The organism is Exiguobacterium sp. s95 (assembly GCF_018618655.1).
GTDB lineage: Bacteria > Bacillota > Bacilli > Exiguobacteriales > Exiguobacteriaceae > Exiguobacterium_A > Exiguobacterium_A oxidotolerans.
Map to the genome: position 1 here is coordinate 190,096 of NZ_JACSMM010000001.1, position 23,047 is coordinate 213,142.

The window sequence follows — 23,047 nt, forward strand, 5'->3', positions numbered from 1 at the left end:
TCAATCGAATCGGCGTGTGTTAACAGAAGGGCAGGGTCCATATGAAAAAGCAACTTGTATCACTCACTGTCGCGCTTGCGGTCGGTCTACCGACGACGGCATTCGCTAGTTCCCAATATGTCCAGTACGATCCGACGTTCACTGACCAACAAAAACAAACCTGGTTAAAAGACCAAGGCCTAAAAGAAGTACGTCCGCTGAAACAGGACGGATTTTCGCTCGTCGAGCCACTCGCACACCTCGATGCGGATGAAGTCAAAGCTGACTTGATTCCCGTCACGGATGTCGAGAAGGCGACCGATTCGGCACAATTGCAACAAACATATCTTGATCAATCACGCATCCCTACTTACTGGAAGTACAGTCATGGGAAATCAGATATCCGCGTCGCAATCATCGATGACGCGATTGATACGAAACACTCGGAATTCAAGAACGTCATCTATAAGACGACGACAATTTCCGGAATCCGTAAACCGGATGATCACGGGACGCATGTCGCTGGAATCGTCGCAGCTGCAGAAGACGGAAAAGGCATCGTCGGTGTCGCTTCCGGTGTCAAGCTGATCGGCGCGGACGTCTTTGACGGCGATTACGCCAGTTCGATTGATATCGGTGACGGGATTTTATATGCGATCGCGCAAGGCGCGGACGTCATCAATCTGTCGCTCGGTCAATATGAATTTGATCCGTACATGGAAAAAGCAATCAAGAAGGCGGAAGCGAATAACATCATCGTCGTCGGTGCTGCCGGCAACGACGGTCGCAATAAATTGCTCTTCCCGGCGTCGATGTCGTCAGTCGTCGCCGTCGGTTCGGTCGGAACGCTCGGTCGGGCATCGACATTCTCGAACTACGGACGTGGACTGAACATCATGGCACCAGGGGAGGGCGTCTACTCGACGATCGTCGGGAACAAATACGGCTACCTCGACGGAACGTCGATGGCGACACCGATCGTCAGTGGCGTCATGGCGCTTGCGAAGTCAAAGAACCCGTTCATTTCGAACCATACGCTCCGCAGTAAGCTTTATGCGGCCGCATCGAAAAAATCAGGCGATACGTCGCTTCATTACGGGAAAGGCCGTCTGAATGCCGGGATGCTGGCGAAAGTACCGGCTCCGATTTCGAAAATCTCGTTGCCGTCCGTCATTAAACCGAACCAGACGTTTTCGTTCTATTTTAATGAGTATTCGAGTGCGTCGACCCGGACCCGTCTGTATAAGGACGGTGCCGTCGTCAAAACGTTTTCCGACTCGAACTTACGCAACGGGCTTCACAAATTTTCCTACAAGCTAAAGGACAAAGGGACGTACAAACTCGTCTTCACGACGTCTGCCGGCCGCCATACACGAACGGTCGAACGTGTCCTGACGGTCAAATAATCAAATAAAAAAAGCCAATTCCTCATGTGAGGAACTGGCTCGAAGAAAGGACTCAAAGATCTTGCTTTGGGTCTTTTCCTTTTTTATAAACGGGAGTCGGCACAGTGAGCGTCTCACCTGTCCACTCGATTTTAGCTTCCATTTTATACCCGGTATCATCCTCATGGACAAACGAGAGGCGTCCCGAATCAATTAGTTGATACAAACCGAATTCAACCTGTTCCGCCCATGAGCGTAATGTCATCGCTTCATCATAGAGTGGAATTTGTTGTGGGAATCGTTCGTTCATCAAAAGAATATCGTGTTGGTCGAAATGATAGCTTCGTTTTGATAACGCATCCGGTTGTTTGACGTTAAATGGCTCGAACGCATGGATGAGTTCTCCTTTACGATAAAAGGCAAAGATGCCGTTGCGGAGATGCAGCGCCTTGATTTCATCGATTTCGATCAAGAACGTCAGCTTCCGGACGGTACGCTGGTTCGTACCAGAGCGTCGTTTTTTCATAGTACATGCCCCCTTCTGAACCATTGTACTATACCGCGAAATCACGTGAACACGCAACTTTTTCGATTGTCGTTTTTGAAAATAAACCTTGCGGGAAACAGGGGAGTACGCTACACTGTTAAGCAGTGACTATGTTGGTTCGGACAATTGCGGGGCACTTCGGTGCTTTGAGGAAAGTCCATGCTCGCACAACCTGCGATGGTTGTAGTGATCGTGCTACACGAAAAGATAAGTGTAGGCAGCGTCGTGCTGACGGCAGAAGGAACGCCTAAGTCTTCGGATACGGCCGAAACTTCTTGAAAGTGCCACAGTGACGGAGCCTTACTGGAAACAGTAAGGGTGGAACGAGGTAAACCCCACGAGCGAGAAACCCAAATTTGGTAGGGGAATTTCCGGAGCGGAACTGAACGCGAAGGAGAGCGTATGTAAATACGGAGATAGATGATTGTCGCCCACGTGTGAGGGTCAAACCGTTTGCAACACTAGGGAACAGAACATGGCTTACAGGACCACATAGGCTGTTATTTTTACTTTGAACGAGAGTCCAGGTCCAACTGGGCTCTTTTTTTATTGAAATGATTTTGGAAATCTTAAAAACAGGTAGGAGCGTGAACAATCATGGCAAAACGTTTAGTCATCGCGACGGCAGCGATGGGCATCGAGGCATTGGTCGCGAAAGAAGTCCGCGATTTAGGATATGAGTGTACGGTCGAAGACGGAAAAGTTTACATCGACTGTGAGATGGAAGACATTCCACGTTTGAACTTGTGGCTCCGGACGGCAGACCGAGTCAAACTGGTCGTCGCGGAATTTAAGGCGACGTCGTTCGAAAAATTATTTGATCAAGTCAAAGACCTCCCGTGGAGCGAACTGCTCCCGTGGGAAGCGAACTACGTCGTCAACGGGCGGTCCGTCAAATCGAAGCTGTTCTCAATCCGGGACTGTCAGAAAATCACGGAGAAAGCGATCGTCTCGCACATGCAGGAAGCGTACAACAAAGGGGATGAGTGGCTGCCGAAAACGGGCGCCAGCTTCCCGATTGAAGTCGCGCTCTTAAAAGACATCGCGACGCTGACGATTGATACGTCAGGTGACGCGCTCCATAAACGCGGCTACCGCGAGTTCCACTCGGCGGCACCGCTCAAAGAGACGATGGCAGCGGCAATGCTGATGCTGACGAACTGGAAGCCGGACATGCCGCTCTACGACGTCTTTACGGGTTCCGGAACACTGGCAATCGAAGCGGCGATGATCGGACGCAATATCGCACCCGGGATCAACCGTGAGTTCGTCTCGCAGGAATGGGCAGCGATTCCGAAAAAAGCTTGGTTCGACGCAATCAAGGAAGCAAACGAAAAAGCTGAGTGGGACAAGCCGCTCAAAATCTATGCCAACGATACGGATCCCGAGATGGTCAAGCTCGCGAAACAAAACGCCGAGCTCGCGGACGTCCGGGACGCGATCAACGTCATGCAACGGGACGCAGCCGACTTCAAGCCGAAGGAAGACTTTGGTGTCATCATCGGCAACCCGCCGTACGGGGAACGTCTCGAGGACGCACGTGAAGTCCATCAGTTGTACCGGAAAGTCGGTAACGCCTTTAAGGAATTCCCGTATTACAGTGTCTATATGATCACGTCGTACGTCGAGTTCGAAAAAGCATTCGGTCGCCCGGCGACGAAACGCCGTAAGCTCTATAACGGGAATATTGAAGTACAATTTTATCAATATTATGGTTTGCGTCGGAAAAGACCGCAGTCTTAAAGGATATCTATTCTTAATCGTGTTTATATTGTAAATTTATTTAAAAAACTGTTAAGAATAGGATTTAAAAAAAGCCGTTCATATTGAATGGCTTTTTTTCTATGACGGTTTGTCAAATTAAGTGCAACACTTCTTCCGTAAAGACCTCGTATGCAGTTTTCCAGTTAAGACATTTTCGTGGTCTCCCATTAATCCAAGCGAGCGCTTGAGCGATTTCGGAACGACTGACCTTTCCGAAATCTGTCCCCTTTGGAAAAAATTCACGGAGAAGACCATTGGCGTTCTCGTTACTCCCATGTTGCCAAGAAGAATATGGATTCGCGAAATACATCGGTAAGCCTAACCTGTCACGAATTCGTTCATGACAGCTAAACTCTTTTCCACGATTTGTCGTCGCGGTTTGGAACGTTCCAAATGGGAAGGAAATAAGTAATGCTTGAATCGCAGACTCCAACGATTGAGCGCACTGATTTTCCATCGGTATAACGAGATAAAAACGACTCTTTCGCTCGACGAACGTTGCAACAAAGGCTTTTGACGTCCCTCTATCCGATACAACAGTATCAAGCTCCCAATGTCCAAACGTTTGACGCTTTTTGACGTCGGACGGGCGTTTACTGATTGGCAATCCAACGTTGAAGCGTCCGCTAAAAGAGAAGTACATAGGTCAAAAAGACTTAACTACAATAATTATGTTATGATTATTCTAACAATTTTGTTTTTTACTTACTTTAGGGAGGTTGACCAATGAAACCGACAAAATATTATGAATTAATGCAGAAAGAGCAACGTTACAAAGATACTTATAACCCACTGCAAGCATTATTCCAACAGGACGGAATGTTAAAGAGCCTAGAAGAAGATATAAAAAAGCAAGAAATCGAAAAAATAATAGATGAAGAATTAAATGAAGAATTTAGAATAGGCGGCCATCCGGATTATGATTATTTAATTGATCAAATTAAGAGTAACGATCATTTCTTAGATGACTCGTTTAGAGAAAAAGACGTAAAAATGTGTTCTCTTTTTATTGATTTAACTAATTTTACCAAAAGAGCGTTGTTTATTTCAGAAGAAAGTGGAGAAACTATAGAGGAAATTGCTGACTTAAAACAAAAAGCAATTTCTACTTGGATCAAATTAGCTAGGTACTATCAAGGTCATATTCACTCCATAACGGGAGACGGGCTCATGGTCTTATTCGGCGGTAAACAGTTAGAAGATCAGGATGAATGGACAATAGGTGCAAGAGCTTTTTTGTTGAGTTTGAGAGTACTAGAAAGTACAGATATCTTAAATAATCATTTAAAAGAAACTCTTGCTAAAAAAGGTTTGGAAACAACTAATATTCACAATTTATTAGATATCAAAGTAGGCTTAGAGTATTCTCCAAATACTCTAATGAACGGTCAAGGAGTAATAGTTAATACTGTTGCTGTAGGCGAAGTGAAAGCGACATCGTTTGAAGTAGACTTCTCAGCCAAATTACTTGGATATTATAAAGATGCTAAAAGTAAGCTGGATGTTAATCCGAAGTACGGTAGATTAGTTATGTTAGGTGAAAAATTCATTGAACTTATTGAGTTTAAGGAAGACGTGAAAATCTGCAAATTAGATCAAGTATATAAGAAACGAATGTTTGGTACTGATCAATCAAGAACGATACATTACTTGGACTGTACTCTTTATAAAAATAATACTGTAAGTCTTGATCAAGTTGCTAAAATGTGCAACGTGTATGCTTCATATGAAGAGGTAACAAATCAAAATATCAAAGTGTTGAAAGAAGGTGAAAAAATACAACATGGATAATCTGATGCAAATAAAAGCCGAGCTTACAGAGCTAGGCTTTTGTTTAGTTGATAAAGAAACAATGGTAGGTAAAGTTCCAAAAAATGGTGATTTAAATGGTTTTTTTATCGAAGTAGAAATAATATTAACCGATTTTCCATATAATTCTCCTAATATTTTTCTTAAAGCTATAAATAACGAATACAATTTATATGAAATAATACCCGATAAATGGAAGCATTTAGACGAGCTAGTTTATAGTGAAGATATTGAAAATACTCTTTTTTCAATTTGTTGTTTACACAATTGGAAAGCAAGTGATGAACACAATGGTGTTTTTATATACGGAAGAATATTGGATTGGTTGCGGTCAAACTGTGAAGATAAGTGGGAAGAAGGATCTGAAGTACAGGGATGGCGCATGATGCCTCATTTTAGCACAAGTAAAATATACTTAGGTTACGATGTTATTAAAGAAGTCAAAGCTAAGGCTATTGGAACGATCAAAGTTAAGCAAAGTATGTATATTCTAAAAAGCGGGAAAAAGGTTTCTGGTAAAAAAGAAGGTACAGCATATAGTATAGAAGAAGTTGATTTTTCTCAGAGTTATTCTTTTTATCCTAATCACGGTTTCGCCAAAAAATTGTCTATGATTAGACAAGAAGAGTGTATCGACACAGAATTTATAGTTCTTAGATTACCTCAAAACTATAAATTTACAACTTTCTATCAGCTACTTATGAAGGTTAGAAATAACTTTAATTTAAAAATATTTGGAAGTCAAAAAAAAAGTTTTCCGTTTATTGTTTTATATAAAGGTTTTTTAGGAAAACTCGAAGCAGTCTCATTTATAGCAAATCAAAAATTTATAGAAGGAAAAGAAAAATTTATAGTGAAGCCATTAAAAGTTGAATCAATACCTAATCGGCCTTTGAGTATTGATCTAAAAATAGGGCTATATGGTGTAGGATCACTAGGAAGTCAGGTAGCTAGTTTACTAAATGACAAACAAACGAAAGAAATCATACTACACGATAACCAAATTTTTTCTTCTGATAATTTAGGACATCATGAATTAACAGGTAATTTTTTAGGCGTAAATAAAGCAATAGCACTTCAAAATAAACTAATTTTCAGTAGCATTGATACTAAAATAAGTACAGTTGCTTCAAGTGATAAACTGATTGAGGAATCTGACTTACTTGTAGTTACAGTTGGAAGTTCGCAAGAATACGACCGTATAGCGTTTAATGAATTAATAAACTACAACAAACCAATAATTTGGGCATGGACTTCTCCTTATAACGTTTTACAAGAAATCGTTATAACAACTCCTAAAACTGGGTGTTTGAATTGTTATTATCAATTGTCAAAAGAAAATGATAGACTAATTCAATTTAATGAATTTAAAGATATCGAGTTAAGTGGACTATCAAGTTACAATTATGATTTTTGTGGTGAACCGCACACCGAATCACAGTGGGAAAAAAACGTTTTTCTCGCTACACAGATAGTTTCAGTAATTAACTATTTTAATAGAAAAAAAGAATTTAATTTTAATTATTTTGTATTTGCTTGGGGATTTAACGATATAATTGCAACTCCTACTATGGGGAATATCCCCAAACATAATTTATGCAATTGTATCAGGGGGAACTATGAGTAATCAAAGAAAAATAAGAATGCTAGAAAAATGCATTTATAAGATAAAATTAATTACACAGTCTTCGAAAAATTTAGAAACAGGAGGCTTGATTTATGGAAGAATGAATCCTGATTGGGTTAAAATATACGATGTTTCAGGTCCGGGTGAAAAGGCGCAATCTAGTGAATATAGTATATCATTTGACTTGAATTATATTGCGGAATATACATTTCAAAAAATCAGTGAAGATTATTATATATTAGGAACCTGGCATTCTCACCCCTCTGACACTAGTTTAAATGCTTCATTGATCGATATTTCCACAATGATAAAATTTAGTAAAAAGTACAATTTTTTTTATCCCCCTATATTTATTATTGTGGGATGGAATTCTGGTGATTTAAATTATCAATTATATGAAGTTATTGATAATAAAGTTAGATTAATTAAGTTAAGCGAAGGGAGATTTATTATTGAATGATGATAATTCGTATAAAGAAGAATTTTTGTACAAAGCTTTAGAGGATGGACAAAATACTATACGTTTTACAGATACAAAAGCAGCAGCAGTAATAGCATTTTGGACTTTTTTTATATCTGCATTAATTAGCATGAAAAATATGTGGATAGATAATGTCACTGATATGAAAAGTTGGGCTGAAGTAGTTTTAGTATGCATATTAATTTTTACAATGATTAATTATTTAATAAGAAGCATTACATTGGCTTATACAGTCTTGGTACCAAGAAATAATCCTGGATCGCACATTATTTCAGAAGGCATCGAAGGGAAAGGATTATTTTATATTCATGGATATAATTTGCCGGGTCCACTCAATTTTAAATATCTTTATAAGAATCATGAAGAATTAAAATTAGGGAAAAAAACTAAAGATTATATCCAAGAATTTAAAGAAATTTCAAAAATAGAAGTTGAAACTGAAATAGTACTAGAGTTACAAAAGGTTTCATTCATTAGAAACCTAAAAATTGATAGAGTCAATGAATCAATTTCGTTATTAATGAGATTTATGATAGTATTTTTTATTATATTGATTTATTTTTTTGTTGAAAACTCATTTAATATTAAAGAAATAAGTAGTTTGTGGAATTTCAACTTTAATGTCGAATTATTTATAGTATTATATATAGCTCATAAGATTGCTGATTATCTTTTCCAAACTAATAATCAAGCCTTAAATAAAACTCAAAAATGGATACCATTATTAATTCATTGTGTCATTTATACATTAATATTAACCGTGTTACCGTACTTAATTTTAGGATTTATTAGTTGGTCAGCAATTATTGTTATTTTTATAACACATGTAATTTTAGACAAAGGTGAATTTTTAAATTTGTGGGCAAAAAAAATTAAAAGGATAGAAAATCCAAATGATACTACAGTCAAATTAGCAATGTTTGAATTAGATCAAGCATTTCATTATTTAGTCATATTTTTTGTTAGTTTTATGTAAATGACGATTTGTAAAATTAAGTGCAAGACTTCTTCTGTGAAGACCTCGTATGCAGTTTTCCAGTTGAGACATTTTCGTGGTCTCCCATTAATCTAGGCGAGCGCTTGAGCGATTTCAGAACAACTGACCTTTCCGAAATCAGTCCCCTTAGGGAAAATTCACGGAGAAGACCATTGGTGTTCTCGTTAATCCCACGCTGCCAAGAAGAATACGGATCAGCGAAGTACATCAGTAAGCCTAACGCTTCACGAATTCGTTCATGACAGCTAAACTCTTTTCCACGGTCTGTCGTCGCGGTCTTGAACTTTCCCGGTGGGAAATAGAGATGCGATGCTCGAATCGCAAACTCCATCGATTGAGCTGACCGGTCTTCCATCGGTACAGCGAGATAGAAACGGCTCTTCCGCTCGACGAACGTCGCGACACAGGCCTTGGACTTCCCTCTGCCTGAGACGATGGTATCTAACTCCCAGTGTCCGAATGTTTGACGATCTTTGACGTCGGACGGACGTTTGCTAATTGGCAGTCCAACGTCGAAGCGTCCGCGCGTCTCACACGTGGTTTCTGATGCTTCCCCTTTTGCCGAAGGAGTCCAGAATTGGCCTCGATGAGACCCCTATAAATCCAACGATAAATTGTCTTGAACGAGAGTCCTTCTTCTTGGAATAATCGTCCGGCAATTTGTTCAGGGGACCACGTCTCCCGTAACTTTTCGAGGATCTAGACTCCTTTTTCGAGCGTAAACTTCGTACGTGCACTGCACTTCTTTTTTCGCTCCACATAACGCTGGTCAGCATGAGAAGAATCGTAGTAAGGATCTCGTTTCAATTCTCGTGAAATCGTAGAAGGTTGACACTCAGGCGTCCCGCAATCTTTCGGACAGAGAAACCTAGCTCGAGATACGTCTCTATTTTGACTCTTTCTGATATGGTGAGATGAACATAGCTCATAACGAATCCTCCGTTGAATTTTGTGTGGTAACTCTATTCTACACGAGGCCGTTATGGGTTTTTTTGTGTTTTCAGCTAGGTATTGCACTTAATATTACAATTCGTCAAATTGAAATATATGATGATTTACCTAAGGGTTTATTAACTATAATTAGAGTTTTGAATGAACTTTTAGGTCTATCGTAAAATTGTACATTTCAATTTATGAAACTCATTCCAGAAAAACAGTAAAAAAGTCTCGGTAATTTTTACTTTGCGGTACAGATGTTTCATTACGTCTTCACCGGTTCCGTGACACTGGCCATCGAAGCCGCGATGATCGGATGGAATATCGCTCCGAGGATCAACCGCGAGTTCACTTCGCGAGATTGGGCAGGTATTCCGAAAAAAGCTTGATTCGATGCAATCAAGAAAGCAAATGACAAAGCCGAGCTCGCTGACGTCCGGGCCGCGATCAACGTCATGCAACGGGATGCAGCCGACTTCAAGCCGAAGGGAGACTTTGGTGTCGTCGGTAACCCGCCGTACGGAGAACGTCTGGAGGACGCCCGTGAAGTCCATCAGCTGTACCGGAAGATCGGCAATGAGTTCCGTGAATTCCCGTACTACAGTGTCTACATGATCACGTCGTACGTCGAGTTCGAAAAAGCATTCGGTCGTCCGACGACGAAACGCCGTAAACTCTATAACGGAAATATCGAAGTTCAGTTTTACCAATACTACGGATTGCGCCGAAAACGCCCGCAAGCGTAAGTTACGTCCAACATTCAATGAAAATCACTGCAAACTTGGTGTAAAATGCAATATTCATCCTTAAAACCGCTCTGTTGAGCGGTTCTTTTTGTGTATTCAGTTAGGTATTGTGCTTAATCGTGTAATTCATCGTACAAAAAAGCCGTCAAATCGACGGCTGAGATGTTACCATTCAAATCCTTCTTCACTATAAGATCCATTCGAATTAAAGAAACGTTCTTCTGCTTTACCGCTTGATGTATTCGTATAGATGACGTATACATCGAGTTGATCGTACTTGTCCGCCATTTTTTTAGCAGCTTTACGAGCATCGGCTTCATTCGTAAACGTTTCCGTCATAGTTGCTTTTTGATGGTTCTCTACACCATGTTCCTCATAACCTTCTACTGACCATACTTTTTTTGATGACATAATAACCAACATCCTTTCATTGCAGAGTGAGTTGTGTAACGCTTTGCTGTTTATCATTATGCTTCGTTTGATTAAAATTAGTCAAATCATCATCCTTGCGTGTATAGAGAATAGCATCCAGTAGGGACTTCAGATTGAAGACGAAAAACGATTGTTCTCTTACACGAGAAGAATCGTTTTTTAGCTTTGCTTAATTTAGGTGCTCGCTTACATTTTTGTAATCATCAGAAATATCAAATCATTCTTCGTTTTAATATGGTAAATTATTGATGTTGGCAAATGGTTGAAGAAACCTGCCTGGATGTATGAAAAGGCGTTTGACGGTTGAAGATTTTAAAATATGCTCGACTAGGGGAGGAAGAAGAATGGATTTTCTATGGATGGGTTTACTTTATGCCGGCATACTCGGAGTGCAGTATGTATTATCGAGTCAAAAGAATGTGTATTTAGGGGCAGTTGTTCCGTTGCTTTTTGTAGCGGGAATGACTTGGCGGTATGTTAACGTGGAGTCCGTTAGTACAATGCACTACCTGCTAATGACAGGTTTTGGTCTGCTTTGTTTGATTGCAGAGTGGGATCGAGGTCGAGAAGTATCTTGTACAAATCAAGAAAAAGAATGGAATCGTATGAGAATACAGGATTTCAAGTGAACAGACCGTGCATCATGATTCGAAGTTATGGTTCCTTTTCTATTCTGTATTTTCATCTTAACTGATTTACTTGCCGTCGTTTAATAAAATTCTTAATCCCTAATACGAGACCGATGAAGAGATAAAGAATCCCGTTACCCACGATAACGAACCCAATAAAAGCTGCTGAATAAGCTGCTCCAAAACCGTATCCGCCCATACTATGGTCGATCTTTAAAAAAACAGAGCTGGTTATCAAAGCGATGATTGGTCCGAGTATGACAATTAGTAAGCCGGATCCCCATAACGGCATTTTCCCTTTTCTGTATAAAAGGATGGCTGATCCATTAAATCCGATTAAGCTTGGTAATAATACACTCCAAAGTAGTCCATCACCACTCACTCAAAGCCCTCCTTCTAAAGATAGAATAGGTAATAAATGTAATTAAGGTATTGCGTTGATCATATCATAAAATCTGTAACCTAGTATCTTTATTTCCAACTAAAGGTATAAAATGAAGGTAATGTTTTTGATGTAATAGGAATTCAAAAAAGTAGGAGCGTATCAAATGAAACCAATTGAAAGAACGTTGATTTTGCTCAAACAAATGTTCAAAGATGAACCGAGATTTATTATGGGGAGATACGGGAGAAATGGATGGGCCACTTGCACCTTCCATACACCGTTAACGTCTAAAGAGATTGATTCACACTTCCTGAAAGATACGTATTCTTTGCCAAAGGACTACAAACATTTTTTAACGTTGCATAATGGGTGCGGTTTATTTGAGACAGAATCCGATTTAATCCTAGAATTGTTTCCGCTTGAGGAAATGCTTGAAATGTCGGAAGAGTACCATTCAGAAGACGGTCTCCTCTCGGAAGGAAACTACTGGATCATAGGTCAAATCGATGAAAATTGGATTTTAATTGATAAAAATCAATGTACAGATGCAGAAGACTCTTTTAAAAACCCATATATCACGGTTGTGCATCCATCGGACGGGTTAGACACGGCGGTTGCGTTAAATTTAAATTTCGAATGTTTTTTAGAACGTGCGATCATCGCGCAAGGCGACTATTTTTGGCAGTGGTCTGAAGACACTGAACTCACTGTCATGTATGACGCGGTTTCAACGTATGAAGAAATCGACGAAACCCTTTATCTTGAAGACAATAAATAAAATAATAGGACAAACAATCAGGAAAAAAAGGGGATACGGTCATGTGGTTACTGTTTGGGATACTTGCCATCTTCGCGACGGCGGTGAATCTGATTTTGTACTTCATCGGCAAGGACTATAAGCTGGCAATGGCTGCCGGGTTATCGCTTACGGCGCTCACGCTGTGTGCGGAAAACAGTCAAATTGCGAACTGGGTCGAAGCGGAGGACTGGGCGGCCTTGGCAGACGTTGTTCCCGGAATGGAACGCGTCTGGTGGTTCTTGACGATTGTGTCGATTGGACTGAATCTGGCACCACTGTTGCTCGAATATCGAAAAAACCGATCCTGATTGATGCATAAATTCCTTTTGAAGGGAGGTCGCTTGCAATGACCTATACCTATTTACCACTGACACAACATCAGGCGGAACAGATTGCGTATGACTGGCAATATGAGGGTGACTTTGCGTTCTGCGATATGCCGAATGATCAGGAGGACCTGGCGGAATTTTTGGATCCGGACAAACGGAAAGAACATTACTATGCGGTGATGGACGGTACGCAACTGATCGGATTTTTTGTGTTCGAACCCGGACAGGGCAGCCTTGAATTGGCGTTAGGGATGCGACCTGATTTGACGGGACGGGGAAACGGAACGGCTTTTTTGGAATCCGGTCTTGCCTTTGCGATCAAGCAGTATCAACCGCGCCACATTGAATTAGCCGTCGCAACGTTTAACGAACGGGCAATCCGGTTGTACACTAAAAGCGGTTTTGAGCCGATTGAACGGTTTCAGCAAGAAACGAACGGTGGAAGCTTTGAATTCGTCAAAATGCGTCTGCATACAGGAGTGATGAAATGAATATTGAACAGCAGTTATTTGAGGCAGCAAAAGAATTAATCGAAACGAGGTATTCGAACGGATGGGGTGGAGCGGCAGCGATGGCGACCGATGACGGGCGGATCTTGACGAGTGTCGCACCGGAAGTCGTCAATGCGTCGACGGAATTGTGCATCGAGACTGGTGCCATCCTCGAAGCACACAAGTTGAATTGTCGGATCACACATACGATTTGTGTCGTGCGGGACGATGAACAGGCACCGTTCAAGATTTTGAGTCCATGCGGTGTCTGCCAGGAGCGTCTGTTTTACTTTGGTGCGGACGTCAAAGCTGCCGTCACGAATCCCGAGCAAGCACTAGTCTTTAAAGCACTCCATGAGTTGCAACCATACCATTGGTTAAAAGCGTATCAAAGCTGAGTAACAAGTGAAAGAAGAAGAACTAATGTTAGTATGAAATTGGCACTGATTATAGGTTATCAGGTAAAGAAGGTGAGGTTGAATTTGCTACATTTATCAAGTTTTATAGCCTTAGTGCTAGGTATCGGATGTGGTCTGATTGCTCTTGCTGTCTACGTCCTAAAGAAGAATTTGAAGAACTGAACTTTCGAGTAGTCCTACTTTAATAATGAAAATCAGCTTGATTGATAAAAAGAAGAGTGTACACATAAACAGGTTCCCACTCCTCTTTCGTTACGTTATGTGCCGTTAAATAAGATTCGGCTATGTAGAAAAATCGTCATCGGTATTTTCCTTTCTTAAATAAAGACAATCAGCGAAAATCCAATCAGGATGTTGATGAAACTGAGGACATCCGTTGTTTTGGTAAAGGACGATCGTCCCGTTTTCTTTGCTCTGTCATTGAAAAACATCAAAACGACAGCAAACAGTGTTGTTAAGCCGAGCGGGGCGTTAAGGAGACTGTCGGAATACGTAAATAAATTAATTACGAGGTAAAGACTGTTCAGTATCGAAAGGTAGAGTAATGTTTTTTGCATCCAATCACATCCTGTTTGATTTGTTATATGATTATACATTTTTTACATAAAATTTCCAACTCGGGAAGGGGAGTCTTAAATGTTTTTACCTGTAACTATTTAAAACCACGAACTTAAAGTCATCAAAAGAGCCAAATCCCTTCTTTGTTAGAGGTGAAGGCACTTTGTTCCTTTTCATCATACGTATGAATAATGGTTAAGCGACGTTTGCAAAAACAGTCGTTAAAAAGAGAAACGAAGATGTTTACTTATCCGTGGGTCTTAGCTTCCTTATTTATAGATATCCCGACGATGGCCAATCTCAAGAATCAAGATCACGACTTTGTCCTCTTGGATGTCAGCAATCAGACGATAATCACCGATGCGATACCGCCATTCACCCGAACGATTCGAGACCAGACCCTTTCCATGACGACGCGGATCATCCGTCCCGACCAGGTTCTTCTTGATCCAGGACATGATGATCCGCGATTGTTGAGGATCCATCTTTTTAAGGGACTTTTGAGCTCCGAGCTCAAACTCGACTATATATGCTGTCATTCTAAATCAAGTGCCTTTATCATATCATCAAACGAGATTGCTTCTGATTTTTTGCGGTGTGCTGCCATGGAATCATGATAGAGTTGTAAATCAATCTCATCTTCAATACGATCGAGAACGGCATCGCGAACAAGTGTAGAAATCGTGATGTTTTTTGCTTTCGCATATTCTTTGATCAGTCGCGTATCTTCATCATCGAGTCGAACAGAAATCGTACTCATACTTATCATCTCCTTTGTAATACATTGTAATACATATTTAGATGTTAGTATAGATGCGAGTTCGTTCTCACTTCAATCTATTTTGATTAAGAGAGCATACTGACCATCACCATTCTCCGACCATCCTGCTTGAAGTTCATATGCGTACGTTCCACTCTTTTTTGGTATTACGAGTTGCTTATTTTTTAACGTAACCGGGTTACTTTTTTCAGTCATGTGCAGACCGTCTGCGTAGATTTTGTCGACGCATTGACCTCTAAACATGCAACTCCAGCAAAATGTACCTTGGACCGTTAAAATACTTTGTCCCTTTATCTCGACACGGGGATCTGGCGGCTCATTACATAAGGGTTCGAATTGAACAAAAAACGCAAAGATGATCATTACAGAACCAATCAATAAGTATTTACGCATTTTAAACTGTTCTCCTACGCAAGTAGTATCTTAAAAAATCAATCATATTTTTAATCAGATAATCTAATATGAGTTAAACTGAAATGTGGCTTAAACTGTATATCAACTTCCGTTTTTCCTGAATCGCCTTTGATTTTTAAACACTCACTTTCATTTCTGATTGATTCTATAAAATATAGTTCAAAATCGAAGATCGTCCACCTGTATTCATCATTACTTAAGCTGACGTCACATTTATGTTCATATTGTGAGATATACAGTAATAGCTGAAATCCGAGTTTGTCGACCTTTTTATACATATAAAAACCGGCACCTTCTTGATAAAGTTCTTCCGGTTCGGATTCGAATAACTCAAGCAGTTCGTATTCATCATAAAACATATTTTTCTACTCCTTCCTTTTGTATGTGTTGTTTATAGGTAGGTATCGCGGTAATGACTTTCATGAGGATTTCGTCCTTAATGTTTAGAAGTAGGCAGATTTGTGGCTAGTTTTGATAAAAAACTAATGAATCAAGCAAGGTTTCTTTGCTTGACTCATTCTGGAGGTTCCAAATGACAATCGAAGTAATTAAAAATATAAGGGTGTTGTTTCGCGAAGAAGCGAAACGACCAGTTCCATTGTTGGACTATCTTGAACTAAACGATTTACGAATCGATGAACTTCTGAAAGAGGAAGATCGGAATGGTGAATTTATTATTGAATTCGAGCTGGAACAAGACACCATCACGTTGTCTTACGAAATGCATGAGCGGGAAGAAACATCACAAGTCGAATACATCGTGTATTTCATCTGTAAGTGGAAATGGATTTGGCAATGGTATTCGAAACGATTTTTAGAACACGACATACCATTTGACGTTTATCCGACAATCATCGATTACGCGAAAGCCCGCATACGTCCACTCGAATTAATGGAAGAAACGGTTCAAGAATTAGAGGGATATACAAAAGAAGGCTTACTCTTTTATTATGGGTCGGGACCGTTCGATGACTTTGAGGAGTCCGATGAAAATCTGGATCAAATTTTAGAATATGATGAAATGAACAGCAAAGAAACCATGCGAGAACAGGGACTTTATTTTGACCCGGAGATGGAAAGATGGATTCAGATTCCGGCTTCTCTCGACATCATCGAAAAGACAATTCGGCCATTATCAAACGTAATGTAAGGACGGACTTGACGATTAAGAAAGCATCCTGCAACGATATTTTTTTTGTATTCACCGAACCTGACTCAATTGAATCTTTGCTCTTTTCACTACTATTTTGCTTATTCATCATTTGAGAAGATCCTGATACTTGTAGCCTTTTAAGATGTCATCATTCTCTTCATACGTCCATGCTTTGACGGCGAGATCAGGGTTTGCTTTCAGGTGATGCGTCAAGATATCGCGGCCTAAAGAATAGCGGCTCCATAAAGGGATGTCTTTTTCAGTGTTTCCCATTGTAATCTCCTGATAATCGGCTTCGCCGTTCCCAATCAGACGCGCTACATGTTTCTTCGCTGCCTCATCGATTGGTTTATCCCAGGGCGGCTTGACATCTTTAATGATGCGATCGGCAAAGGCATCGGCTTTCCCTTCGAAGATGACAGAGTCGAGGGACGTATCGATTGAACTTAACTCGGGTGTGTCATTCAGGACCAGGTGATGGTATTCGTGTGCGACCGTATAGGCAAGCACGTCCTGATTGAAGTCGGGATTTAGATTAAAGAGGATGGAATCTTTAAAAGCGGCTCCACCGACTCCTCCTAACGGATCAATCATCGACCAAAATTCCGGATTGGACGGTGCGATGAAAATCGTGCTGTTTTTTTTAGGGAGAACCTTATGGGAAGCGAGGTAGCTGTTCGTAATGATTTCTTTGATTTCGTCATTCCGTTTCGCCAATTCATTCGTACGATCGAGCAGATCCTGCTCATTGATTGTTGATTGCAACAAGAAAAAGCTCTTTAGGCTGTTTGTATTGAAGTTCTCCTGTTCCCCGATCTTGTCAATGTAGCCGAGGACATATTCTGCATAATTTTTTACGTCCATCGCTGAGTCGTCTTTCTTAAGCGATGCCTTCAAATATGTTTGATACGGCGCGTACAGCGGTACGATCGTCAGTTCGCTGTCCTTGCCGATTTTTATAGTTTCTGGTTTGAAAGCTGCAGACTCTTCATGAGTCACTGCTTTTTCTTTTTCATCTGAACATGCCGATAACAGAAGGAACGGGACACAAAGCAAAGGAACGATTACTTTTTTCAAGGGGATGACCTCCATTTTTTAATTTTATGTAAAAATACACCATCTTTTTAATTTGTATGACCATCGTAAACATAGGGTTAAACGCTTCTGCGGTAATCCTTTTGTTATAGTGATACATTGTTATATTTTTTTACGTTGACTACCGTATAAGGTTTCGCATATTCCGTTTTTTTACAAAAAAGAAGCGAAGAATAACAAATGCACGATACAATCAAGAAAGAATACCCAATAGGAGTTGGTGTAATGGAGAATGTTCAAATCAGTGAAACCATCACAAAGTTGGAAATGGTTTTAGAAAACCAGCTGACACGGGAAGAAGTGTCGGATTGGGCGTATGAAGTGATGACGGCGATGGAATGGATGGAAGAAAAAGAAAATCGTGTGTTGACAAAGGAGGAGTTGGCTGTTTTTCATTGTCTGACGACGGTCTATGGGATGGATTTGCAAAATAGCCCGACTGAGTATTTTCATGTGGACGATGATTTTCGGGATTGGATAAAAGACTTTCAGGAAGTGGAGAAAAGCCTAAAGACTAAGAAATGAGCGTCTTTCGTTGGTATACTCAACAAAAATCGTCCGAATCGTGAAACCTTTACTGGAACAAACAGGTAAAAGAATTCAAAGGGGATGATGAGATGGTACGCTGTACAAATTGTGATTACAAGTGGAAGACGAAAGACGTACTGGCTGTCGGCTTTGCGAAGCATGGCAAGGCATGCCCGAACTGTGGCGAAAAGCAGTATCTTTCAAAAGATACGCAGCATTATCTGTCGCTCGGATACGTCAGCCTGTTTTTTTTACTGATCATGCCGTTCGTCATTAAGCTGAGTGACCGGGAAGAATCTGTCTGGTAAGCAGGTCGCCGCGTGTTCAAAAAAGACGGAGTTTTTCTAACGGCGTATACTGACGGAAAAGGGGGCGCGACGGGATGCCATCACTCTATGAGATTGAAGTACAGGATGCAACCGGACAGACCGTTTCATTACAAGATTATGCGGGAGAGGTACTTCTTATCGTCAACACAGCCAGCAAATGCGGGCTCGCCGGTCAGCTCGGAGACTTGCAACGGTTGTACGACACGTATGCCGAGCAAGGCGTTCAGGTGCTTGGTTTCCCGTGTGATCAGTTCAACCGTCAGGAATTTGCTGATCCGCAAGAAACGATGCGGTTTTGTCAGCGGAATTACGGTGTGACGTTTCCGATGTTTCAGAAGATTGACGTCAACGGGCCAGCAGAACACCGGTTGTATACGTACTTGAAACAGCAACAGGGAGGACTGCTTTCGTCAACCATCAAATGGAACTTCACGAAGTTTCTCGTCGACCGTCAAGGGCGGGTCGTCAAGCGGTTTGCCCCGGTCGATTCAATCCAGACGATTGAAAAAACACTGGCGCGCTATGTATAATGAAACTATGTCCCGTCCGGCGCAAGCCGTCGGACAGGCGTATCGCATCACCCTACCTTTGGCGAGGTAGGGCTTTTTTGTATCAACGATCCGCCTGTGGATTTAACGACTGTTTCACGATATAGTCGCTCATCTTGTGACCGAGGTCCGTAAAAGCGGGTGGACGCGGGGATAGGATATGAATGTCATCCTCAAATGCCCGGATGGCGTAGTGGGTCCAGTCTCGCGACGGGTCCCGCTTCAATCCCATCCAGGCCGTCGCAAAGGTCAGAAGTGCCGATTCCTTAAACAGGACAAGTGGAATCGAGCTGTACTCGAGCCCTTCATCCAGTTCATATAAATCCGGTGCACGAAGCAGGATACTGTCCGCTTCAAACGATAGTTTGAAATAATTGCAGGAATAATCACCGATGATCACCATAGTTTGATCTGTATGGCCGCGAAAATAGAGGGCGATTTGATGGCCGTTATTCTCGTCCGTGACCAATTGATCGAGTGCGATCTGATAGTCTTCCCGGTACAACAGTTTCTCAAATGTGATGTGCATGACTATTCCTCCTTAAGAGTGCTTCTCCTTGGCGAGTTCGAGGATATCCGGCTGTCGCACCCGTCGTGACGACCAGATGAGTAATCCGATGCCGCAAAATAAAAGTAAAATGCCGATCCACGACAACAGACTGAGTGTTTCCCCGAGGACAAAAACTCCAAGCAGGGCAGCGGTCAACGGTTCACCAAGCGACAGCGTGACGGCAGTCGAAGACGAGACATGCGCGAGCCCTTTTGCGAACAAGAGATAGGCAAGACCGGTCGCAAAAACTCCGAGATGCAGACTGATACCGGCACCGCGCAGACTGAAGACCCATGACAGGTCGAACAGGAACAGGAGCGGCGACAACAGGACGGCGCTGAGCGTAAAGACGACGGCGACGACCGACAGCGGCGGATGGGTTTTCACCAGATCCCGGCTGACGAACGTGTAGGCGGCGAAGGAGAGTCCGGCACCGAGAGCGAGCAAAATGCCGAGCGGGTTGACCGATACTGCCGCTTGATTTATGACGAGCAGCAAACAACCGGCAATCGACAGTAATGTCGACAGCCACCAAATCGTACCGGGACGGTTTTTTAGGACCAACCATTCAATGACTCCGGAAAAAATCGGCGCACTGCCGATTGCGACGACCGTTCCGACGGCGACACCGGTCATGAGAACAGCGGAAAAGAACAACGGCTGATAGGCGGCCATGCTGAGGGCGGCTAGAAAAACCGTGAGCAGGGGCCAATCTTTTAAGGTCAACTTTCCCGTCAGTAAGACGAGGCACAGTAAAAAGAATCCGCCGACTGCTAAACGGACTGCACCGATCGCAATCGGATGAGTCGCTTCCGGCGCAAAGGCTTGTGACGTGCCGGTCGTGCCCCAAAACATCGCTGCGAGTAAAATCAGTAGCATCGAAGACTGTTTCTGCATAGTTCACCTCCAAATAAATCGGTGACTGATGTGACATAGGCACCGTTATGATTAGAAAAAGAATACCATAGAAACAGGAAAGACGAATCACCCAAATTATTGGTAAAATGGTAGAATCGAGGAAGACGTATCAGCAAGTTTCAGATAGAGATACATAAAGGGTGGAGATCATGAAGCAAATCGCAGCAGTACTGGATGGATTGAAACAAAAAATTGATCACGGATCGACGTTCATCCAGCGCAGTTACAATTCAATCGGTCAAGCACGTTCCATCTGCCAAAACCGATCAGACCGGAAACACTTCAAGCGTTCCAAGCCGAGTTCGAGCAACCGTTACCAAGTGAATATCAGACTTTTTTCGAACTGCATGACGGAGCAAAACTGTTCATGTTAGGCGACGAGGGGCTGGTCTTGTATCCGCTCGAGGAAGTGATCGAAAAGACAATTGAGCCCAAGGGAGATGGTCTGATTGATGAAGACTATGGTCATTACTGGATCATCGGTGAACAGATCGCGAAACGAGTCGAACATCCGCAAACCCAAATCATGCGGTATGACGGCTACCGGGCCTTTGCAGAACAATTGCCACGCCCTTTACCGGGCTGGGAGTAGGAAATGATTTGCGAAAAAGTAGTGATTTTTTAAAATAGTCATTTAACAAGTAAACAGATTGAAGCACGGCGTATAAGGGAAATACTCACTATCATCCGGATAGGTTTAGTAGTGAAAAGATATTCTGTTTCTTATTTGAGACTCGATTCATTTTGGGATTTTTACTACGTTTAGTCTGTATTTTAAGAAACAGTTAAAAAACGCGAAGGAGGAGAAAAAATGAAAATAGCAATATCGGCTGCGAATGGTAAGTTGGGAAAAGCAATAATTAAAGAAGCGGTCTCGCTATTACCTAAAAGCGATGTGATCGGACTAGCGCGAACGCCTGAAAAAGCAATGGATATTGGGATTGAAGTACGTCCTGGCGATTACGACGATCTGGAAGCATTAGAGAAGTCACTTCAAGGGATTGATGTGTTGTTACTTGTATCCGGTATGGATGCACCTGATAAGAGGGTAATTCAACACCGCAATGTCATTCGAGCTGCTAAAAATAGCGGTGTCAAGAAAATTGTCTACACTAGTATACAAGGAGCAGAGGAGGGGACTGCATTTTCACCAATTGTTAAGAGTAATCGACAGACTGAACAAGATGTAATCGAAAGCGGGTTAGAGTGGGTTATTGGGCGCAATGGAATATATATTGAACCCGATGTTGAATACATCGACTCCTATATTAAAGAAGGTGGCATTCGAAATTGTGCAGGCGACAACAGATGCGGCTATACGACAAGAACTGAACTGGCTTATGCGTATGCAAAAATGATGATAGAAGATAAGCATGATTCTAAAATATACAATCTTCATGGCGAAGCCATTACTCAATACGAACTTGCAAATTATTTGAGCAATGCTTTTGATGTCGATTTAACTTACACGTCAATCAGTGTGGAAAAATTTAAAGAAGAACGAATTGCCGAGTTAGGTGAATTTATTGGAACAGTTGTGGCTGGAATTTATCAAGGAATCAGAGAAGGTAAGTCAAACAACACGAGTCACTACTTTGAAGCGGCAGGTAGATCTCATCAATATTGGAACGATTATTTTAAAAGTTTCAGACAAGAAAATAAAAATTAAACTTAAAGGGTACTTTCTATAAAAGCATTTTTTTGCAAGAGAATTTTTAACGATAGGAAGTGAACTCATGACGAAACAAAATCAGCATGTCACACCACATCCGGATGGTGGATATCAAGTCAAAGCGGCAGGGGCTTCCAAAGCCACAAAACGTTTTTCGACGCAAAAAGAAGCTATTGCCGCAGGTCGTGAAATTGCGAAGAAGCAACAGGTAGAGTTAATAATTCATAACAAAGAAGGTCAAATCCGCGATCGGGATTCTTACGGAAATGATCCTTTTCCGCCACGTGGATGACCGAAGTTTGGTAGAACTGCACAATAAAGCACGTCCATACAAACTGGACGTGCTTTATTGTGCAGTATTTTTCGTGTGTGATCTCCTTTGAGTGCGCCACTTAAATTTAAGAAATACTTCAAAGATGAGAGTTCATGGTGTATGAAAGGAAATTACTTTGTTAACACGGGTGAAATGACTGTCGACACTGTATCTAGTCCTTCAGCCGTCACCCGAAGTCCTTTGACGTTGATTTCAAAATCGACAGGGTCTGTACCAAATATGATCGTATTTTGACCAAGTTCTTTACCATTATTATCAGAGAACACAATTGTCGTCTTGTCGTCAGGCTTAGCATAAGCAATGTAATTAGGATTATCAGATAACGCCTCTTCCGTTAAGAGAAAGCTGACCAAAAAATTTTTATTCGAAGAGCACGGTGACGTCTATCTGACAGTTTTTCAAAATTAGGCGA

General features: G+C 41.6%; 31 protein-coding genes, 1 other RNA gene and 2 pseudogenes. 21 read left to right on the forward strand and 13 right to left on the reverse strand.

Annotated elements, in window-relative coordinates:
* The first annotated feature begins 41 nt into the window (after window positions 1-41).
* Window positions 42-1,385 carry a S8 family peptidase gene (locus tag KNP99_RS00970; RefSeq protein ID WP_214804853.1) on the forward strand — a complete coding sequence of 448 codons (1,344 nt, stop codon included), beginning with the start codon at window positions 42-44 and terminating at the stop codon, window positions 1,383-1,385.
* Between the two features lie 52 nt (window positions 1,386-1,437).
* Here the strand turns inward: KNP99_RS00970 and KNP99_RS00975 are convergent, their stop codons facing one another.
* Complete coding sequence (locus KNP99_RS00975; RefSeq protein WP_235195231.1) at window positions 1,438-1,890, reverse strand: hypothetical protein; 453 nt, start codon at window positions 1,888-1,890, stop codon at window positions 1,438-1,440.
* A 135-nt stretch (window positions 1,891-2,025) separates the two neighbouring features.
* Between KNP99_RS00975 and rnpB the strand changes: the two genes are divergently transcribed.
* Both rnpB and KNP99_RS00985 read left to right on the forward strand, forming a co-directional pair.
* Window positions 2,026-2,399, forward strand: an RNA gene (gene rnpB / locus KNP99_RS00980) — RNase P RNA component class B.
* A gap of 109 nt (window positions 2,400-2,508) precedes the next feature.
* Window positions 2,509-3,654, forward strand: a complete 1,146-nt coding sequence (locus KNP99_RS00985) for a THUMP domain-containing class I SAM-dependent RNA methyltransferase (protein ID WP_215192993.1) — start codon at window positions 2,509-2,511, stop codon at window positions 3,652-3,654.
* A gap of 112 nt (window positions 3,655-3,766) precedes the next feature.
* On the opposite strand, the pseudogene KNP99_RS00990 reads toward KNP99_RS00985, so the two are convergent.
* Window positions 3,767-4,300, reverse strand: a pseudogene (locus tag KNP99_RS00990) (IS30 family transposase); the annotation flags it as partial.
* Window positions 4,301-4,401: 101 nt separating this feature from the next.
* Here KNP99_RS00990 and KNP99_RS00995 point away from each other — a divergent pair.
* Genes KNP99_RS00995 through KNP99_RS01010 form a run of 4 tightly spaced genes read left to right on the forward strand, consistent with a single transcriptional unit; the run spans window position 4,402 to window position 8,568 of the window.
* Entirely contained in the window at window positions 4,402-5,466 is a 1,065-nt protein-coding gene (locus KNP99_RS00995) for a hypothetical protein (protein ID WP_215192994.1), read from the forward strand.
* On the forward strand, window positions 5,459-7,111 hold the full coding sequence (locus tag KNP99_RS01000) for a ubiquitin-activating E1 family protein (protein ID WP_215192995.1): 1,653 nt from the start codon (window positions 5,459-5,461) through the stop codon (window positions 7,109-7,111). The genes KNP99_RS00995 and KNP99_RS01000 overlap by 8 nt, the downstream gene beginning before the upstream one ends.
* Window positions 7,104-7,571: a hypothetical protein gene (locus tag KNP99_RS01005; protein ID WP_215192996.1), complete on the forward strand. Its 468-nt coding sequence runs from the start codon at window positions 7,104-7,106 to the stop codon at window positions 7,569-7,571. Before KNP99_RS01000 ends, KNP99_RS01005 begins: the two co-directional genes overlap by 8 nt.
* Window positions 7,564-8,568 carry a DUF3307 domain-containing protein gene (locus KNP99_RS01010; RefSeq protein WP_215192997.1) on the forward strand — a complete coding sequence of 335 codons (1,005 nt, stop codon included), beginning with the start codon at window positions 7,564-7,566 and terminating at the stop codon, window positions 8,566-8,568. Before KNP99_RS01005 ends, KNP99_RS01010 begins: the two co-directional genes overlap by 8 nt.
* Here KNP99_RS01010 and KNP99_RS01015 read toward each other — a convergent pair.
* Window positions 8,535-9,518: pseudogene (locus KNP99_RS01015) on the reverse strand (IS30 family transposase). The gene KNP99_RS01010 and the pseudogene KNP99_RS01015 sit on opposite strands and share 34 nt — an antisense overlap.
* 272 nt (window positions 9,519-9,790) lie before the next feature.
* Window positions 9,791-9,982 carry a hypothetical protein gene (locus KNP99_RS15240; protein ID WP_251133023.1) on the reverse strand — a complete coding sequence of 64 codons (192 nt, stop codon included), beginning with the start codon at window positions 9,980-9,982 and terminating at the stop codon, window positions 9,791-9,793.
* Between KNP99_RS15240 and KNP99_RS15245 the strand changes: the two genes are divergently transcribed.
* Window positions 9,981-10,271, forward strand: coding sequence for a hypothetical protein (locus tag KNP99_RS15245; RefSeq protein WP_251133024.1), 291 nt, complete (start codon window positions 9,981-9,983; stop codon window positions 10,269-10,271). The two genes, KNP99_RS15240 and KNP99_RS15245, sit on opposite strands and share 2 nt — an antisense overlap.
* 165 nt (window positions 10,272-10,436) lie before the next feature.
* Here the strand turns inward: KNP99_RS15245 and KNP99_RS01025 are convergent, their stop codons facing one another.
* Entirely contained in the window at window positions 10,437-10,682 is a 246-nt protein-coding gene (locus KNP99_RS01025) for a hypothetical protein (protein ID WP_215192998.1), read from the reverse strand.
* Window positions 10,683-11,047: 365 nt separating this feature from the next.
* On the opposite strand from KNP99_RS01025, the gene KNP99_RS01030 reads away from it, so the two are divergent.
* Window positions 11,048-11,332, forward strand: coding sequence for a hypothetical protein (locus KNP99_RS01030; RefSeq protein WP_215192999.1), 285 nt, complete (start codon window positions 11,048-11,050; stop codon window positions 11,330-11,332).
* Window positions 11,333-11,384: 52 nt separating this feature from the next.
* Here KNP99_RS01030 and KNP99_RS01035 read toward each other — a convergent pair whose 3' ends face one another.
* Window positions 11,385-11,714, reverse strand: coding sequence for an ABC transporter permease (locus KNP99_RS01035; protein WP_215193000.1), 330 nt, complete (start codon window positions 11,712-11,714; stop codon window positions 11,385-11,387).
* Between the two features lie 166 nt (window positions 11,715-11,880).
* Here KNP99_RS01035 and KNP99_RS01040 point away from each other — a divergent pair, with 166 nt between their 5' ends.
* The 4 genes from KNP99_RS01040 to KNP99_RS01055 are packed head-to-tail and all read left to right on the forward strand — an operon-like array spanning window position 11,881 to window position 13,734.
* Window positions 11,881-12,495: an SMI1/KNR4 family protein gene (locus KNP99_RS01040; RefSeq protein ID WP_215193001.1), complete on the forward strand. Its 615-nt coding sequence runs from the start codon at window positions 11,881-11,883 to the stop codon at window positions 12,493-12,495.
* Between the two features lie 41 nt (window positions 12,496-12,536).
* On the forward strand, window positions 12,537-12,824 hold the full coding sequence (locus KNP99_RS01045) for a hypothetical protein (RefSeq protein WP_088836886.1): 288 nt from the start codon (window positions 12,537-12,539) through the stop codon (window positions 12,822-12,824).
* 38 nt (window positions 12,825-12,862) lie between these two features.
* Window positions 12,863-13,336, forward strand: a complete 474-nt coding sequence (locus KNP99_RS01050; RefSeq protein ID WP_214811171.1) for a GNAT family N-acetyltransferase — start codon at window positions 12,863-12,865, stop codon at window positions 13,334-13,336.
* Window positions 13,333-13,734, forward strand: a complete 402-nt coding sequence (locus KNP99_RS01055) for a cytidine deaminase (RefSeq protein ID WP_214801305.1) — start codon at window positions 13,333-13,335, stop codon at window positions 13,732-13,734. The genes KNP99_RS01050 and KNP99_RS01055 overlap by 4 nt, the downstream gene beginning before the upstream one ends.
* Window positions 13,735-14,072: 338 nt before the next feature.
* Here the strand turns inward: KNP99_RS01055 and KNP99_RS01060 are convergent, their stop codons facing one another.
* The 4 genes from KNP99_RS01060 to KNP99_RS01075 form a co-directional block, all read right to left on the reverse strand.
* Complete coding sequence (locus tag KNP99_RS01060; RefSeq protein WP_214801308.1) at window positions 14,073-14,312, reverse strand: hypothetical protein; 240 nt, start codon at window positions 14,310-14,312, stop codon at window positions 14,073-14,075.
* A 270-nt stretch (window positions 14,313-14,582) separates the two neighbouring features.
* On the reverse strand, window positions 14,583-14,852 hold the full coding sequence (locus KNP99_RS01065; RefSeq protein ID WP_214801311.1) for a type II toxin-antitoxin system RelE family toxin: 270 nt from the start codon (window positions 14,850-14,852) through the stop codon (window positions 14,583-14,585).
* Entirely contained in the window at window positions 14,849-15,073 is a 225-nt protein-coding gene (gene relB / locus KNP99_RS01070; RefSeq protein WP_029333494.1) for a type II toxin-antitoxin system RelB family antitoxin, read from the reverse strand. Before relB ends, KNP99_RS01065 begins: the two co-directional genes overlap by 4 nt.
* A gap of 464 nt (window positions 15,074-15,537) precedes the next feature.
* The gene (locus tag KNP99_RS01075) at window positions 15,538-15,867 is read right to left on the reverse strand and encodes a hypothetical protein (RefSeq protein ID WP_088836891.1); all 330 of its coding nucleotides are present in this window, start codon (window positions 15,865-15,867) and stop codon (window positions 15,538-15,540) included.
* Between the two features lie 173 nt (window positions 15,868-16,040).
* Here KNP99_RS01075 and KNP99_RS01080 point away from each other — a divergent pair, with 173 nt between their 5' ends.
* A complete protein-coding gene (locus KNP99_RS01080; protein WP_088836892.1) occupies window positions 16,041-16,658 on the forward strand; it encodes a hypothetical protein in 618 nt (205 codons plus the stop codon).
* A gap of 108 nt (window positions 16,659-16,766) precedes the next feature.
* Here the strand turns inward: KNP99_RS01080 and KNP99_RS01085 are convergent, their stop codons facing one another.
* The gene (locus KNP99_RS01085) at window positions 16,767-17,738 is read right to left on the reverse strand and encodes a DUF2268 domain-containing putative Zn-dependent protease (protein ID WP_215193002.1); all 972 of its coding nucleotides are present in this window, start codon (window positions 17,736-17,738) and stop codon (window positions 16,767-16,769) included.
* Between the two features lie 243 nt (window positions 17,739-17,981).
* Here KNP99_RS01085 and KNP99_RS01090 point away from each other — a divergent pair, with 243 nt between their 5' ends.
* The 3 genes from KNP99_RS01090 (at window position 17,982) to KNP99_RS01100 (ending at window position 19,143) form a co-directional block, all read left to right on the forward strand.
* On the forward strand, window positions 17,982-18,281 hold the full coding sequence (locus tag KNP99_RS01090) for a hypothetical protein (protein ID WP_214801320.1): 300 nt from the start codon (window positions 17,982-17,984) through the stop codon (window positions 18,279-18,281).
* A gap of 92 nt (window positions 18,282-18,373) precedes the next feature.
* On the forward strand, window positions 18,374-18,592 hold the full coding sequence (locus KNP99_RS01095; RefSeq protein WP_088836894.1) for a hypothetical protein: 219 nt from the start codon (window positions 18,374-18,376) through the stop codon (window positions 18,590-18,592).
* A 74-nt stretch (window positions 18,593-18,666) separates the two neighbouring features.
* Complete coding sequence (locus tag KNP99_RS01100) at window positions 18,667-19,143, forward strand: glutathione peroxidase (RefSeq protein ID WP_214801322.1); 477 nt, start codon at window positions 18,667-18,669, stop codon at window positions 19,141-19,143.
* 82 nt (window positions 19,144-19,225) lie between these two features.
* Here the strand turns inward: KNP99_RS01100 and KNP99_RS01105 are convergent, their stop codons facing one another.
* Together KNP99_RS01105 and KNP99_RS01110 are read right to left on the reverse strand one after the other, a co-directional pair.
* The gene (locus KNP99_RS01105; RefSeq protein ID WP_214801326.1) at window positions 19,226-19,690 is read right to left on the reverse strand and encodes a hypothetical protein; all 465 of its coding nucleotides are present in this window, start codon (window positions 19,688-19,690) and stop codon (window positions 19,226-19,228) included.
* Window positions 19,691-19,702: 12 nt separating this feature from the next.
* Window positions 19,703-20,608, reverse strand: coding sequence for a DMT family transporter (locus KNP99_RS01110; RefSeq protein ID WP_214801328.1), 906 nt, complete (start codon window positions 20,606-20,608; stop codon window positions 19,703-19,705).
* Between the two features lie 170 nt (window positions 20,609-20,778).
* On the opposite strand from KNP99_RS01110, the gene KNP99_RS15470 reads away from it, so the two are divergent.
* The 4 genes from KNP99_RS15470 (at window position 20,779) to KNP99_RS01125 (ending at window position 22,593) form a co-directional block, all read left to right on the forward strand.
* Window positions 20,779-21,003, forward strand: coding sequence for a hypothetical protein (locus KNP99_RS15470; protein ID WP_353048666.1), 225 nt, complete (start codon window positions 20,779-20,781; stop codon window positions 21,001-21,003).
* The gene (locus tag KNP99_RS15255; RefSeq protein ID WP_353049622.1) at window positions 20,895-21,221 is read left to right on the forward strand and encodes an SMI1/KNR4 family protein; all 327 of its coding nucleotides are present in this window, start codon (window positions 20,895-20,897) and stop codon (window positions 21,219-21,221) included. The genes KNP99_RS15470 and KNP99_RS15255 overlap by 109 nt, the downstream gene beginning before the upstream one ends.
* A gap of 219 nt (window positions 21,222-21,440) precedes the next feature.
* Entirely contained in the window at window positions 21,441-22,298 is an 858-nt protein-coding gene (locus KNP99_RS01120; RefSeq protein ID WP_214769539.1) for an SDR family oxidoreductase, read from the forward strand.
* Window positions 22,299-22,365: 67 nt separating this feature from the next.
* Window positions 22,366-22,593 (forward strand): DUF2188 domain-containing protein, encoded by a 228-nt coding sequence (locus KNP99_RS01125; protein ID WP_088836900.1) that lies wholly within the window; start codon window positions 22,366-22,368, stop codon window positions 22,591-22,593.
* The last annotated feature ends 454 nt before the right edge of the window (window positions 22,594-23,047 follow it).

Coding starts and splice junctions, on each gene's coding strand:
- KNP99_RS00970 (WP_214804853.1), top strand. CDS start 42: ATGAAAAAGCAACTTGTATCACTCACTGTCGCGCTTGCGGTCGGTCTA.
- KNP99_RS00975 (WP_235195231.1), bottom strand. CDS start 1,890: ATGAAAAAACGACGCTCTGGTACGAACCAGCGTACCGTCCGGAAGCTG.
- KNP99_RS00985 (WP_215192993.1), top strand. CDS start 2,509: ATGGCAAAACGTTTAGTCATCGCGACGGCAGCGATGGGCATCGAGGCA.
- KNP99_RS00995 (WP_215192994.1), top strand. CDS start 4,402: ATGAAACCGACAAAATATTATGAATTAATGCAGAAAGAGCAACGTTAC.
- KNP99_RS01000 (WP_215192995.1), top strand. CDS start 5,459: ATGGATAATCTGATGCAAATAAAAGCCGAGCTTACAGAGCTAGGCTTT.
- KNP99_RS01005 (WP_215192996.1), top strand. CDS start 7,104: ATGAGTAATCAAAGAAAAATAAGAATGCTAGAAAAATGCATTTATAAG.
- KNP99_RS15245 (WP_251133024.1), top strand. CDS start 9,981: ATGCAACGGGATGCAGCCGACTTCAAGCCGAAGGGAGACTTTGGTGTC.
- KNP99_RS15240 (WP_251133023.1), bottom strand. CDS start 9,982: ATGACGTTGATCGCGGCCCGGACGTCAGCGAGCTCGGCTTTGTCATTT.
- KNP99_RS01025 (WP_215192998.1), bottom strand. CDS start 10,682: ATGTCATCAAAAAAAGTATGGTCAGTAGAAGGTTATGAGGAACATGGT.
- KNP99_RS01030 (WP_215192999.1), top strand. CDS start 11,048: ATGGATTTTCTATGGATGGGTTTACTTTATGCCGGCATACTCGGAGTG.
- KNP99_RS01040 (WP_215193001.1), top strand. CDS start 11,881: ATGAAACCAATTGAAAGAACGTTGATTTTGCTCAAACAAATGTTCAAA.
- KNP99_RS01045 (WP_088836886.1), top strand. CDS start 12,537: ATGTGGTTACTGTTTGGGATACTTGCCATCTTCGCGACGGCGGTGAAT.
- KNP99_RS01050 (WP_214811171.1), top strand. CDS start 12,863: ATGACCTATACCTATTTACCACTGACACAACATCAGGCGGAACAGATT.
- KNP99_RS01055 (WP_214801305.1), top strand. CDS start 13,333: ATGAATATTGAACAGCAGTTATTTGAGGCAGCAAAAGAATTAATCGAA.
- KNP99_RS01060 (WP_214801308.1), bottom strand. CDS start 14,312: ATGCAAAAAACATTACTCTACCTTTCGATACTGAACAGTCTTTACCTC.
- KNP99_RS01065 (WP_214801311.1), bottom strand. CDS start 14,852: ATGACAGCATATATAGTCGAGTTTGAGCTCGGAGCTCAAAAGTCCCTT.
- relB (WP_029333494.1), bottom strand. CDS start 15,073: ATGAGTACGATTTCTGTTCGACTCGATGATGAAGATACGCGACTGATC.
- KNP99_RS01075 (WP_088836891.1), bottom strand. CDS start 15,867: ATGTTTTATGATGAATACGAACTGCTTGAGTTATTCGAATCCGAACCG.
- KNP99_RS01080 (WP_088836892.1), top strand. CDS start 16,041: ATGACAATCGAAGTAATTAAAAATATAAGGGTGTTGTTTCGCGAAGAA.
- KNP99_RS01090 (WP_214801320.1), top strand. CDS start 17,982: ATGGAGAATGTTCAAATCAGTGAAACCATCACAAAGTTGGAAATGGTT.
- KNP99_RS01095 (WP_088836894.1), top strand. CDS start 18,374: ATGGTACGCTGTACAAATTGTGATTACAAGTGGAAGACGAAAGACGTA.
- KNP99_RS01100 (WP_214801322.1), top strand. CDS start 18,667: ATGCCATCACTCTATGAGATTGAAGTACAGGATGCAACCGGACAGACC.
- KNP99_RS01105 (WP_214801326.1), bottom strand. CDS start 19,690: ATGCACATCACATTTGAGAAACTGTTGTACCGGGAAGACTATCAGATC.
- KNP99_RS01110 (WP_214801328.1), bottom strand. CDS start 20,608: ATGCAGAAACAGTCTTCGATGCTACTGATTTTACTCGCAGCGATGTTT.
- KNP99_RS15470 (WP_353048666.1), top strand. CDS start 20,779: ATGAAGCAAATCGCAGCAGTACTGGATGGATTGAAACAAAAAATTGAT.
- KNP99_RS01120 (WP_214769539.1), top strand. CDS start 21,441: ATGAAAATAGCAATATCGGCTGCGAATGGTAAGTTGGGAAAAGCAATA.
- KNP99_RS01125 (WP_088836900.1), top strand. CDS start 22,366: ATGACGAAACAAAATCAGCATGTCACACCACATCCGGATGGTGGATAT.